General features: G+C 42.7%; 11 protein-coding genes. 4 read left to right on the top strand and 7 right to left on the bottom strand.

Annotated features, from left to right (window positions below; translation table 11 throughout):
* Positions 1 to 58: 58 nt before the first annotated feature.
* Entirely contained in the window at positions 59 to 544 is a 486-nt protein-coding gene (locus ABJE44_RS10335) for a DUF6491 family protein (protein ID WP_348110624.1), read from the bottom strand.
* Between the two features lie 254 nt (positions 545 to 798).
* On the bottom strand, positions 799 to 1050 hold the full coding sequence (locus ABJE44_RS10330) for a DUF465 domain-containing protein (protein WP_133469594.1): 252 nt from the start codon (positions 1048 to 1050) through the stop codon (positions 799 to 801).
* 308 nt (positions 1051 to 1358) lie between these two features.
* On the opposite strand from ABJE44_RS10330, the gene ABJE44_RS10325 reads away from it, so the two are divergent.
* The 3 genes from ABJE44_RS10325 to ABJE44_RS10315 all read left to right on the top strand — a co-directional run bounded on the left by ABJE44_RS10325 (position 1359) and on the right by ABJE44_RS10315 (position 6346).
* Complete coding sequence (locus ABJE44_RS10325) at positions 1359 to 3878, top strand: DUF1592 domain-containing protein (protein WP_348110623.1); 2520 nt, start codon at positions 1359 to 1361, stop codon at positions 3876 to 3878.
* Positions 3847 to 5229 carry a DUF1552 domain-containing protein gene (locus tag ABJE44_RS10320; RefSeq protein WP_348110621.1) on the top strand — a complete coding sequence of 461 codons (1383 nt, stop codon included), beginning with the start codon at positions 3847 to 3849 and terminating at the stop codon, positions 5227 to 5229. The genes ABJE44_RS10325 and ABJE44_RS10320 overlap by 32 nt, the downstream gene beginning before the upstream one ends.
* Positions 5230 to 5332: 103 nt before the next feature.
* On the top strand, positions 5333 to 6346 hold the full coding sequence (locus ABJE44_RS10315; RefSeq protein WP_348110620.1) for an ankyrin repeat domain-containing protein: 1014 nt from the start codon (positions 5333 to 5335) through the stop codon (positions 6344 to 6346).
* Between the two features lie 51 nt (positions 6347 to 6397).
* Here the strand turns inward: ABJE44_RS10315 and ABJE44_RS10310 are convergent, their stop codons facing one another.
* The 5 genes from ABJE44_RS10310 to ABJE44_RS10290 all read right to left on the bottom strand — a co-directional run bounded on the left by ABJE44_RS10310 (position 6398) and on the right by ABJE44_RS10290 (position 12120).
* A complete protein-coding gene (locus ABJE44_RS10310) occupies positions 6398 to 8263 on the bottom strand; it encodes a class I SAM-dependent methyltransferase (RefSeq protein ID WP_348120754.1) in 1866 nt (621 codons plus the stop codon).
* Positions 8264 to 8400: 137 nt separating this feature from the next.
* On the bottom strand, positions 8401 to 10014 hold the full coding sequence (locus ABJE44_RS10305; protein ID WP_348110618.1) for an FAD-binding domain-containing protein: 1614 nt from the start codon (positions 10012 to 10014) through the stop codon (positions 8401 to 8403).
* Positions 10015 to 10161: 147 nt separating this feature from the next.
* A complete protein-coding gene (locus tag ABJE44_RS10300) occupies positions 10162 to 11265 on the bottom strand; it encodes a site-2 protease family protein (RefSeq protein WP_348110616.1) in 1104 nt (367 codons plus the stop codon).
* 145 nt (positions 11266 to 11410) lie between these two features.
* Positions 11411 to 11620 (bottom strand): helix-turn-helix transcriptional regulator, encoded by a 210-nt coding sequence (locus ABJE44_RS10295; protein ID WP_348110614.1) that lies wholly within the window; start codon positions 11618 to 11620, stop codon positions 11411 to 11413.
* A complete protein-coding gene (locus ABJE44_RS10290) occupies positions 11617 to 12120 on the bottom strand; it encodes a hypothetical protein (protein WP_348110613.1) in 504 nt (167 codons plus the stop codon). The genes ABJE44_RS10295 and ABJE44_RS10290 overlap by 4 nt, the downstream gene beginning before the upstream one ends.
* A gap of 85 nt (positions 12121 to 12205) precedes the next feature.
* Between ABJE44_RS10290 and ABJE44_RS10285 the strand changes: the two genes are divergently transcribed.
* Positions 12206 to 12797 (top strand): hypothetical protein (locus tag ABJE44_RS10285; protein ID WP_348120752.1); only part of this gene is annotated, 592 nt, incomplete at its 3' end.

Here is a 12797-nt window from a genome sequence, read left to right as displayed (position 1 = left end):
GAAATAAAGTAAAAACATCGGGGCTGTTAGACACCCCCTGTGCCCAAAAGATTAAACGTTAATCTGCGGAATTTTTTAGTGTTTTTTCTTTTTCTTCTTGCTCTTTTTTAGCATCCGCTCGTAGATCATCACGAGTTTTTTCAACTCTTTCGTAAGCAGCAAACGCGGCCTCGCGGTTTTCAAATTCAAAAATACTTTTTATGGGGCAAGCTTCATCAGAAGTAATAATCTTATCATTGCGCCCACCACACACTTCAGAAAAACCCCCTTTAAAACCCGCCTTAAAACTAGTCAATAAAGAATTACAGTTCATAAAAGTTGTGGCTAAGTAATAACGTTTTTTACCACTACTACTAATGCTAATCACGTCATCATCCAACGAGCCATACCCTCGTATACTGCGCTGGCGAACACACGCTCTGCCATCTTGTTCTGTTTCCATCCTTAATAATTCATCATGGCTCGGTAAATTTACACCCAAGCTTGAGCATGACGTTAAAATTAACACCCCGACCGAAACAGAAGTAACTTTTAAGATATTCATACATTCTCCAAGCTAGTGCAGATAAAGTTTAAACCAATGATAAGCCAATACGTTAACCGACTTAAGTTAAACATCAAGTTACTTAGTTATATCCGCTCAATAATGAACCTTCACTTAACAAGGTAATTGCTTACAAAATAGTGTGTAAAGATAAGTAAGGAGAGACATGTAATATCTGTCGGTTAACCTAAATATAATAAGGCTTAAACTCTATCAAGAGTTTAAGCCTTCATTACAACCGTTATTTGCAACAGCTAGAGTTCGCTTTCTGCCCTTTGTACATATTTAAACAGTACATCTTTCAAATGCACTCGACGGCTTTTAGCTGCATCTAAATAATCATCAGATACTGCTTCATCGTTTTTCTCAATGTGGTGTACTTCATTTTCAAGTTCATGGTACTCATCAAACAGCTTAGCAAAATGGGCATCGTTCATTTTAAGGTGACGAATAGTATGGTGATGGTCTGGAAAATCTTTCAGTAATGTATGTTTATCAACTTGCATAGTGGTACTCCTTTTTAAGTAACCTTTAATCATTATGTTAATTATATGTAAGCAAACCAAAACACTATTGATCTAGGTCAGGTAAAGCATTCAAAACCACATTTACTCGCCTCCGTTCACCTAAGCCAAACCAGCAAGAGACACCAAAAGTAATTCCTTAAAATCTATAAAAAGCTAACAACAGCAACAAGTTACGGTAAATTATTTTCCTGACCACTTGGACTACTTATGGCACAGTAGTTGCTCAATCACAACACTTGTACATTAGTCGTGTTTTAAATACCCGCAATTGCTCAAAGAGAGTGCAAATGGCCGTTAATATGCTCCCAAATAGCCTCACCTTAAATAAAGGTGCCGGTTCGTTACTGTTGGTTTGCTCGATCCTATTGGGATATTCCCCTAATTCTTTTTCAGAAACAATGGATCTAGATTTTTTACAGCATCAAGCAGCCGAATTAATTAATGACCGCTGCGAAAATTGCCACAATGACTATATTTTTGATGGTAACTGGTCTGTAGAAGACGTAGACGTTAGCGATGTATCACTTGGTAACAACCAAAGACTATGGGAAGCAATGCTTAAGTCTGTAGCTATGGGCGACATGCCACCAGCTGACAAAGAGCCTCTTACCCCAAAGCAAAAATCCTCATTTATCACTTGGCTACAGACTTCTTTAGACAACTACAGTGAACTTAACCCTAATCCTGGCCGTGCCACTATTCGCCGCTTAAATCGTAGCGAATACGCTAATTCAGTGAGAGATTTGCTGGCACTAGATATTGATATTAGGCAATCCCTTCCCGGAGATAACTCCGGCTATGGCTTCGACAATAATGCTGATGTATTAGGCGTATCAACCACACTACTAGAAAGGTACTTATCCATAGCCGGTAAACTTAGCAAACTGGCTACTGGCCTAGCTGGTACAACCCCTAGTAAACAAAATTATCTCGTTCCCAAAGATGGCTCTAAAAAGAATAGCGGGATCCCTTCATTCGACCTACGAATGAGCGACCAATTGCCGTTGGACTCCCGTGGAGGAGGCAGTTTTGAGTTTTATGCCCCAGTAACAGGTGTTTATGAAATGGCAGGATTTATTAATGCCAATACTACCAATGAAGTAGACCGCATGGATATTCACCGTCATAGCTACACACTCAATTTAGTAGCTGGTAATCACACTATAGGATTGAGTTTTAGAAAACGATTAGCTTTGAGCGAACATGTCCCAACTGTACGTGAAGGCACAAGTTACGTGGTACTGCCAGACAGAGACCCAAGCCTTCTCGACCTAGACTTTATTCTTGATGGCGCACCTGTGTATTCTAAAAAGGTGCCATCTTATTATATGTTCCCGCGCTTTTCTCAAGCTGCTTTTTTGCGAGATGTACTCGAAATAGAAGTGATAGGCCCCCTTGAAACCGCCCCAGAACACCAAGCTAACAATAAAACCACTGAAAACAGCGAGACTGCAAGCACCCGTAAGATATTTATCTGTACCCCCAACACTGTTACTACAAACCCAGAGCCAATATCTGAACAAGAGTTAGACTGCGCAACCAAGATTATTGAAAACCTAGCCACCCAAGCATACCGCCGCCCCATCTCAAACGCAGATATTCAGCCGTTACTACAGGTTTTTACACAAGCCAGAGCAGACTTAAACTTTAAAGCAAGTATAGCCAACACAATACAAGCCTTTCTGGTTGCTCCCAGCTTTTTATATGTTCAAGAACCCACTCCAACCAATACTACACCGGGCAGTGTTTATAAGATCAACGACTACGAATTTGCTAGCCGACTGGCTTTGTTTTTATGGAGCAGCCTACCCGATAAAGAATTAAGTGTTTTAGCCGCAAAGGGTACACTACGAAAGCCAGAGGTTTTAAGCCAACAAATTAAGCGCATGTTGCAGTCTCACAAAGCTCAGGCACTTACCGATAATTTCGCAGGCCAGTGGCTTTATTTGCGCAACCTACCCCACCATTTTCCTGATGTATTTGAATTTCCGCAATTTAATGTGCCATTAAGACAATCAGTACAGCGTGAAACCGAATTGTTTTTCACCCGAATATTAAAAGACAACAAGCCCATTTTTGATTTTTTAAATGCAGACTATAGCTACCTAAATGAGCAGCTAGCCAAGCATTACGGAATAACTGGCGTTAAAGGCACAGCATTTAGAAAAGTATCGTTAAAACAATATCCTAACCGCGGTGGTGTATTAGGGCATGCCAGTATTTTAACCTTAACCTCAAACCCAAATCACACCTCTCCTGTGAAACGGGGGAAATGGATCTTAGATAACCTGCTCGCTGCTAGTCCTCCTCCCCCGCCGCCAGACGTACCCGCATTAATCGCTGAGCATGATGGCATAGCCTTGTCTGCAAGAGAGCAACTTGCTAAACACAGGGCTGACCCAGTATGTGCGTCATGCCATGTACGTATGGACCCCCTAGGCTTAGCCCTAGAAAAATACGATGCAGTTGGTGCCTTTAGAACACGCTACGCTGACCAAGAGATTGATGTGACCGCACAAATGCCAGATGGTAGCAAATTTGAAGGCTTAGATGGCTTACAGTCTATATTGTGGGACCGTAGAGAACGTTTTACCCAAGCCTTTACCGACCGTCTACTCACCTACGCACTTGGCAGAGGCTTAGAGCCCTACGACCAGCCAATCATTAGAAAAATTGCCACACAAGCAAGCACCAAAGGTTACCGAATCCACTCTATTATCGAAGCGGTTGTTAGCAGTACTCCGTTTAACTATAAAAAAGCTCCAGAGGCTAACAATGAAAACCAACAGATCGCTAAAGCACTTTAGTAGCAGTACCAATAGCAGCGAACACAGTGGGCCATCACGGCGAGTGTTCTTAAAAGGCTTAGGTGCCGCCGTTGCGCTTCCTGTGATGGAGTCACTCTTGCCAGCAACAGCTATGGCTAAATCCTTTGAACAACGCCCCAAGCGAATGACGGTATTTTACTCGCCAAACGGTATGCGGATGCAGCGTTATACACCAACCACAGCGGGTAAAAACTACCAAGCCACGCCTATCCTGCAACCCCTTGAAAAAATGCGAGAAAAATACACGCTAGTGTCAGGGTTAGGCCATTATCAAGCCAGTGCCTTTGGCGACCCATCAGCTGGCCATGGCCGCAGTTGCCCAGCGTTTTTAACGGGTGCCCATGCTAAAGCCACCGAAGGCGCAGACATATACTGTGGTATATCAGCTGACCAAGTAGCGGCACAATATTTTGCTAAAGATACCCAGTTAGCCTCACTAGAGTTAGGCATTGAGCCTCCCAGCTTATTAGGCAGTTGTGATATCAACTACAGCTGCACCTACACCAATACCATTTCATGGCGCAGCCCAACCCAAGCCTTACCTGCAATGGTTACCCCAAGTGACGTATTTGAACACCTATTCGGAGATGGCAATCAAATTGACGAAGTCACCCGTCAAAAAAGGTTGGCGCAAAAAAGTAGTCTTCTTGATTTTATAAACGCAGAAGCTAAACGGTTAAACCAAAACCTTGGCATGAATGACCGTCACAAAATGGCCCAATATCTTGAATCTATTCGTGACGTAGAGCGGCGCATCACCAAAGCCCGAGAAACCACAATAGAAATGAATCTAGATGGTTTCACCGTGCCCGCAAACATCCCTAGTGACTACGAAGAACACGTAAAAATCATGTTAGATCTGCAAATGCTAGCGCTGCAAACCGACATGACCCGAGTGAGTACCTTTATGCTAGGGCGAGAGCTAAGTAACCACGCTTACAATAACCTTGGTATCCCAGACGGCCACCACGCTTTAAGTCATCACGCCAATATCCCCGACAACATAGACAAGCTAGTTAAGGTCAATACCTATCACATGCAATTGTTTGCTGATTACCTTGAAAAAATGGCCAGTATTCCTGACGGCGATTCCAATTTACTCGAAAATACCTTTGTGATCCGCGGTGCCTGTATCGGAGAGTCTAACGACCATGACCACATGGACTTACCCATTATTTTTGCAGGAGGTGGGTTAGAAGGTAACCGCCACATAGCCGCCAAAAAACATACGCCTATGTGCAACCTACTACTTTCGGTTTTACAGCAAATGGGCGTACCGGCCCAAAGCTTTGGGGATAGTTCCGAGCCCCTTGCCGGCCTAATAACCTAAGAGTTAACCTATGACATTCAAGCTATTGCCATACAACAACAAGAGCACCTTTCTAAATTCGATGCTAAAGGTGTGTGTTACTACATTAGTGCTTAGCCAACTAATGAGCTGTAATAATGAATCAAACCAAAGCGTAACCGAGCCAGAGCTGAGCAATCAAGAGCATAACCAGCTATTACTTGATACCAAACAGGCCATCTTAAATTTAGATATTGCCAAGGTAGATACCTTAAGCACTCAAATAGATATCAATCGATTATTACCTGACAGCTCAAGCCTGTTAGCCTGGGCAGTAGAAACCCAAGAACCACAACTAGTAGAACTGCTATTACAAAAAGGCGCAGCGGTAGACGTTGCAAATAGCAATCGCTTTACCCCCATCATCCAAGCGTGCAGATACGGCAACTCTGCCATCATCAACGCCCTGTTAGACAAAGGCGCTAATCCAAATTCAACCATAGAAGACGGCACCAGTGCCTTTCAGCTATGTGCAGGCTCAGCCTCAAGTATCGACCTAGCAACAATGGCTAACCTAGGTGCTAACATCAGCGCCCAAAATAAACACGGACAAACCCCATTAATGTTTGCCGCCAATTTTGGAAACACCGAAAACCTAAAATACCTAGTTAACCAAGGTGCCAAGATTAATCAGCAAACCCAACAAGGTTATAGCCCACTGTTTTTTGCTATAAAAAGCTATAATTTAGACACGGTAAAAGCCGCGATTACACTTGGCGCTGATTTACACGCCACAGCTAAAGATGGCACCAGCGCCCCACAACTTGCCCTGTACACAGCCAATTACGAATACTTAAATTGGTTTGCAAATGAGTTGAATTCATTGATGGCACCAGACGCAGTCAAACAAACTCTCACAGCCTTTGACCGAAATGGCCAACAACTGCTCCATGCTGCTGTTGAAGCGAATCAACCACAGCTGGTATCGCAATTACTAGCACTGGGCGCTGACAGCACAACCATTAGCGAACCTTCAAAGCTGAAATGGCGTTACGAAGCCAACTTTAAAACCGAAAACTACTACCCACCCCAACTCACCCCGCTAGAGCTAGCAAAGAAAAATAAATTACCTGAAATCATAAACATGCTGGGAGGTTAAGAAGGTAATACATCACATATTGGAGTTTAACCAATGCTAAGGCTTAGGGCTTTACCACTCTTGCAGTTGTTGCATTTCTTTCAATCTACCTCTTTGTAAAATCAGCGCTTCAAATAGATCGTCAATTGATTCGTTGTTTGAACTTAGCCCGGGTAAAGCGATGTTAGCTTCGGCGAAAAAGCGTTTGATTTGATTGCCTTGTTGCCATCCTTCCAGTGAGGGCTCTGTAACTTTTGAGCTAGTCTCACTACGACCAATACGATAACTTGCAGATTGCTCTCTTACTGCTAGCTTCTGGTCAGTAGTTTGAAGCCAAGCTTGTTGCCACCAGCTTTGGATCCGTTCTTTAGCTTCTTTTAATTTTTGCTCAGATGGTAGCTTATCGCTTTTTTGATTATTAATTTTGCTATCGGTTGGTAACAGGTTCCACAGATCGTTATTGGGCCAGCGAGCAAACGGCATACTGTGGTCAATGTCGTACTTTCTTTTAAGTGATTTAGCAGACCAAACGCACTGAGCGAGTTCAGGACTTTGTTGGGTTACTTGTTCAAACCTTGTTCGCACCTCACCTGTGCTGCGTTTAGGCTCTAACCAGAGTAAAGCTTGTTGCAAATAATACTGACTTTTAGGTGCTGCATATTGCTGGTTGCCAGTATAACCCGCCATGATTTTAACCCACTCGCTCACTAATACAGGCTCTATCCAACAGGCATAGCGATTAAAGGCCAACCATGTAGACTCTGGCAATGAAAACTCGCCCCATTTCTCTAGAGTGTGCAAGTCTAGAAACAAGCTGTCTTTAGCTCTGACTGTTTTATTGTCTACTTCAAATATAGTCTGGTCACTATTGGGCAAGGTTATATAATGACAAGGCATGGCTTTAATATTAGCGACCGCTGCCGACAGTGCTCTGTGAAGTGAAATAGCATCCTCACCTACAAACAAGTTACCAATACGGTAATCTGCAGCTGTGCGATGAGTTAACTTATGCCAGCCATTTTCTTTCATAAACCCCATATTTGGAGATTTATTAGGTGTTTGATATAACTGGTGCGTGTCAATTAGCGCTTTATATTGATGACACCAATACAAAGCCACTAACCCCACGGGCAAAATCACCCTGTCACCGTTTGGGCTTGATTCGCGCCGTAACACAGCGCCGGGGTGTCCATCAGCAATACGTAATAACACTCTAAGCAGTGCTAGTTTATGAGTGCCAGATTTACCGTCATTAATAGCAACGTGGCGAATAAAAGGAAATGCGCCCGTGCCATCATCTGCTAGTTGTAACACTAAGGTTTGCCAATAGACGGCATCGCGACCTAGTTTGTCTTTGTCGGCAGAACCCGCCAAGGTTGAAAACAACCCAAGGGTTTGCGCTAAGTGTTCAAGCTCTTCTACACTGACATCAAACATACTGCGTTCTTGCTGCTCGCTGACTGTCATACCAAACTTAAGCGAAATAACAATTTTACCGCCAGGTTTAAGCAAATTTGTAAGCTTACGTAAGGCGCGATTACGCTGTGACGGTGGCACATGCATCCAAACAGCGCTCAATAGAATTAAATCAAAGCTAACTTCTAAAGAGGTGATTTTATCTAACGACGGTAAGGAATCTTGTAGCCAATTTACATTATGGCCAGCGGTAGTTTGCTGCCCTACTTTTAACAAGGCCTCTGAAGGCTCAGCTCCATATATTTGGCATGTGCTGCCTTCGGGTTGTTCAGCAAGTGCGAGCTCAGCCATTCGCTTTACATCTCGGCCAGCCCCTGCTCCGACATCTAAAATAGCAAGGTTCGATTTTTTCCAAATAGCAGGTAGGTGATGTAACCAACTAGCATGAACATCTTCAAATGAAAGCGATAGATACTGCTCAGACACGCTTTTAACCTGCTTGGTGTAATACTCCGACGACATTATATTCCTTTAGTCATACAGCGTTTCAAATTGCCAAACTTGAGTGTTTTTAGAACTGATATTTTATATTAAAAGAATAAAGGTTCTGGCGTAAAGGTAATTATGTGCTCTATCAACCAAAAGCCAATGCAGGCCATTTAAAACAGTTTTAGTTGGGGGGTGTCTTGAGTGCTTGGTTTATCTTTTTGTTTGGCTTTCTTTTGGGGGCTGTTACGTTTTCGTGAGCCGTGCTTTTTAAACACTTGTTTAGCATTTTGCCTACCACTTACAGACTTTGATATTCCGTAGAGGGCGTCTTTCATTATTTTTGATTCTTTTTTGAAATCAATAATGGGTTTTGCATATTTTGGTGCCACGTTTTCGTGGTTTAACGCCATGATTTGTTCGGTACTTAAAGAGCGCAGCTCAGGTATCATGCTGCGCACAAAGTGGCATTGGGGGTCATGGTCGCTGAGCTGTTTTTGGGGTGAATATATTCTAATGGCGTTAATACCTGTGATACCTGCCTGCATTTGAATTTGCGACACATGTATACCGGGTACGTAGTCAACCATTAGCTTAGACAACTCGTACATCACTGTTTGCCACGGTAGTCTTAGAGCATTGCATGCAAAGCTGGTGATCATGGCTCTTGATCTAAAATTTAACCATCCATATTTTTGGTAGTAGCGCATGGCAGCGTCAATGGCCGGAAACCCCGTTTCGCCATATAACCATGCTTGAAGCCGTTTTGTGTGCTCGGTTTCGTCTTCTTGTTTGGTGATGTAGGGCAAACCACTTCTGAAGGCTGGGTTAACCGCTTGCACTTCCATTTCGACTTCGTTCTCTAGCTTTTGTACAAAGTGAGCATGCCAAAAAAGCCGCGAGGTGAAGTTTCTTAAGCTCGATATCCATTGCTTGTAGTTAACCTCTGGCGCTGCACGCTGGGTTTCAACCAAGTGCTGTAACCTAACATCGCATTCTTGAAATACCGCCCTTAGGGATAATGCGCCCCATGCTAACTGGGTCGACACCCTTGAACATGCGCTGGGGGCTTTGTTCATGCTGCTTATTCCGCCTCGGTATTTTTTACCCCGTACCCATAAAAAGTCTTTGAGTGTAGACCTAGCATACCTTTCGCTTACCGATGAGTATTCGGCTGCAAAGGAGTTAAGTTTTAAGGCTGGGTGGTTGGGGTGTAAATGCTTGAAAAAAGCGTGTTTAAGCTCATCAGGAAAACTACCCTGTAAGGGCTCTTTGGGTATATTAAGTAGAGGTTTGAATATGTAGTCTTTAAAGTGTTTGTCCCAGTAATCGCGATTCATGGGGCCACGAACCACACCATTGTTGGTGTATTCATGCCATTTTATATGATTGTTATCGCACCAAAGCTTAAAGGCTTTATCACGCTCAAACGTATGGGTTAAGCCAGTTTCTTCATGGGAGAACACTTGATTGATTACAAAACCAAGCTCGCTGATGGCGGCGTTAATATATTGCACTGCCTGTATGGGCGATAGCTTAAAGACTAACAGGGCACTGCCAAAGTGATTCAGGTTTTGGCTTAGAGCATTGGCCCCAGTTTGTAAGGCATGGGTATGAAACGCGCCCCAGTCTGGCCCGTTTAGTAGTAATGGCTCTTGTAAAAATACCGGGATAACAATCTTACTGTGGGCCAAAGCTTGGGTTAACGCTTCGTTATCAAACAGTCTAAGGTCTCTTTTAACCCACCAAATGGCCACGTTTGTTGGGGTATGGGGGGCTGTGCTCATGCTTGTATCTTGGTATCCGGTGTTTAAACGTTAACAAATAAAAAAGCAGCACTAGGCTGCTTTTGGTAATACGTGTAAAACCAAATTTTGGATTAGAACAAAGCTGTGAATTATTAGCCTTAACTGGGCTAGTTAAGGCTAATAAACCTAACTACCTAATATTTTTAAAGGTAAAGACAAGGCATCATTACCGGTTTGTCCAACTAACCAAATAATCGCGCTTAGGCCGCCTATTGTAACCACGTACCAAGCTACAGACACAAACTGTGCATAACGGTTTAGTGGCAACAGTTCACTTAAATGCCTGCGTTTGTATTCAAAGAATATCTCTAGGCTACCTATAGCAAGCAAAAACCCTAGCAGAGCCAAACCAAAATAGTAACTAACAAACACGCCTAATACCGCACCCAATATACAGGCAATAATGCCCACCCAAGAGTTGACCGAAAACGCGATGCTTTTTAGCACATGGCCACCGTCTAGGGGGAGTACTGGCAACATATTGAATAAATTGAGTAAGGCGTTAAATACCGCTAAACCTGCGAGTATTTCTATATCGGTGATCCAATATGCCAGTAAACATGCCACAGACAAGATTAAACCAAAAAATGGCCCCATGATTGAAATCACGATATCTTGCCAGCGGGTATTTATTTTGCTGTCGCTTAAGGCCAAGCCCCCCACAAAGGGGATCAGGTAAATGCCTTTGGTTTTTAAACCAAAGTACTGCATAGCCTTAATATGACCATATTCGTGAAACACCAAACAAAGGATAAGGGCAATGGCAAACTCGATAGAAAACAACCAGCTATAAGCCGCTAAACTGCCCGCAGCAAACAGCACCTTAACCACCTTGGCGCTTTTTAGCAGTTTTAACCCCAGGCTTGCCATACCCACAAAACTAAACTTAATTGGCTGCTTTTTACCTTGGGTAATCTGCCGCTGCTCTATGTCTTTTTCGTTAAGAGAGCCCTCATTTACCTGCTCATCGTTGACTAAAAGCGTAAATTGCAGTGCAAATGGCTGCCAGTTAAGCGCCCCACTCAACTCAATATGAACATCGCCCTGCTCACTTTGTAACGTAAACTGGTGTGAAAACGGCGTACCGCCTGCCTCATCACTGTTGTTATGGGTGGCGCTCGCATCAATTTGCGACACGCACTGATCACCCCAAAACAACTGCTGCCACCCTGCCATAGACCCTTCTAACTTAAGGGGCTTACCTAAACACTCTACTTCTAATAACTGCACTATTTACACTCAACAAAAATTCTTGGGGCGATTATTATTATTTATTTTAAAGGAACAAGGTTTATCGACAACAAAACTAAAAAAGTCACGAAAAATCAATCGAATCGGGTTAAAGGCAAAGTGATGTCAGTGAGACCAATAGAACTTAAGGCTCATCAACAAACTCAAGGATATCGCCAGGTTGGCAGTCTAAGTAATGGCAAATGAGCGACAGGGTTTCAAACCTTATGCCCTTCACTTTACCCTGTTTTAGTAAAGACATATTAGCCGGCGTTATATCTACTTCTTTTGCTAAATCTTTCGACTTCATCTTACGCTTAGCTAGCATAACGTCTAGATTCACAACGATTTTCATATGAATTCTTTATTCTCGTTTTCAATTTTATTGGCATGCTTCAACGCGTGAACCAGTGCCAGTGAGATAAATAAGGTAAATACATAAACCAAGTCTATGACAATAGGATATTCATCACTGGTGTCGATTTTACGCATATACAGTGCAAAACCAATGTTTAAAACCAAAGTGTACCCATAGAGCGCCGCGTTAGTGACCACAATCCAAATAAAACACTGAATGCTCTTGGGAGAAAAATAACAAGACTTCGCGTAAAGTTGAAACAATTTTTGCAACCAAAAAAACAAAATACCCGCGCCAATAACCCTAGGAATTAGTAAAATATTAACGATATATGCACTGGTACTCGGTAACTTAGCATACTCAATTTCGGCCTTCCCCCCCCCTACAATGGGTATTTGTCCATTAACCAATACCGACCAAATAACATAAAAGCATAAGCTCGCAGCTAAGCTCAAGATAACCCAACGGCACAACATAAAGATCAAACTAGTCTTCATTATTTTTCTTTCCTACAGATATAAATTATTGTATAACGATAATTAATGAGCATGTTACAGTAATTTTAACGGGTAAGGATCGACAATGAAAGCAATGTATTTTTTAATTTTTTTAAGCTTAAACCTCTCGGCTAATGAGTGGATGAAATTTGAGTGGGGCCAACAAACCATAGAAGGAGTAGAATTAAAACGAGCAGCAATGTTAATTGAATTAAAAGATGGCACTAAACTGCAACTGGATACCGGTGCGCCATCTTCTTATCTGTATGCCCCCGCTTATAAATTTGATGGTAATAAAGTCATGTCATTTGAAACACCATCTGGTCAACTAATCAATGAAACCTTTCAGGTCCATGACACTAAAAGTTCTGATGAATATGCAGTGGGCACTTTAGGTGCAAGCTTTTTTAAAGACAGCGTGCTAATTATCGACTTTCCCCGTAATAGGCTTATGAAAGCCAGCTCTATTCCTGACGAGCTTTCAGCATCTGCCATTAGTTATATTGATGGGCAGGTAACTGACAGTTTACATATTGTCACATCGGTAAATGTGGGAGATACAACATTATCCCCAGTGGTATTTGATACAGGTAGCTCAATCTTTAAGCTGGTGTTAAATAAAGAACAATGGCTCCCCCTTGTGTCTAAAGCACATGCAGACACACCCGAACATGTAA

It is taken from the genome of Paraglaciecola sp. (genome assembly GCF_039942875.1).
In the GTDB taxonomy this organism is placed as follows: Bacteria; Pseudomonadota; Gammaproteobacteria; order Enterobacterales; family Alteromonadaceae; genus Paraglaciecola.
The sequence above is the reverse complement of the archived record's forward strand: the minus strand, read 5'-3'. Positions and strand labels throughout refer to the sequence as shown.

Coding starts and splice junctions, on each gene's coding strand:
- ABJE44_RS10335 (WP_348110624.1), bottom strand. CDS start 544: ATGAATATCTTAAAAGTTACTTCTGTTTCGGTCGGGGTGTTAATTTTA.
- ABJE44_RS10330 (WP_133469594.1), bottom strand. CDS start 1,050: ATGCAAGTTGATAAACATACATTACTGAAAGATTTTCCAGACCATCAC.
- ABJE44_RS10325 (WP_348110623.1), top strand. CDS start 1,359: ATGGCCGTTAATATGCTCCCAAATAGCCTCACCTTAAATAAAGGTGCC.
- ABJE44_RS10320 (WP_348110621.1), top strand. CDS start 3,847: ATGAAAACCAACAGATCGCTAAAGCACTTTAGTAGCAGTACCAATAGC.
- ABJE44_RS10315 (WP_348110620.1), top strand. CDS start 5,333: ATGAGCTGTAATAATGAATCAAACCAAAGCGTAACCGAGCCAGAGCTG.
- ABJE44_RS10310 (WP_348120754.1), bottom strand. CDS start 8,263: ATGTCGTCGGAGTATTACACCAAGCAGGTTAAAAGCGTGTCTGAGCAG.
- ABJE44_RS10305 (WP_348110618.1), bottom strand. CDS start 10,014: ATGAGCACAGCCCCCCATACCCCAACAAACGTGGCCATTTGGTGGGTT.
- ABJE44_RS10295 (WP_348110614.1), bottom strand. CDS start 11,620: ATGAAAATCGTTGTGAATCTAGACGTTATGCTAGCTAAGCGTAAGATG.
- ABJE44_RS10290 (WP_348110613.1), bottom strand. CDS start 12,120: ATGAAGACTAGTTTGATCTTTATGTTGTGCCGTTGGGTTATCTTGAGC.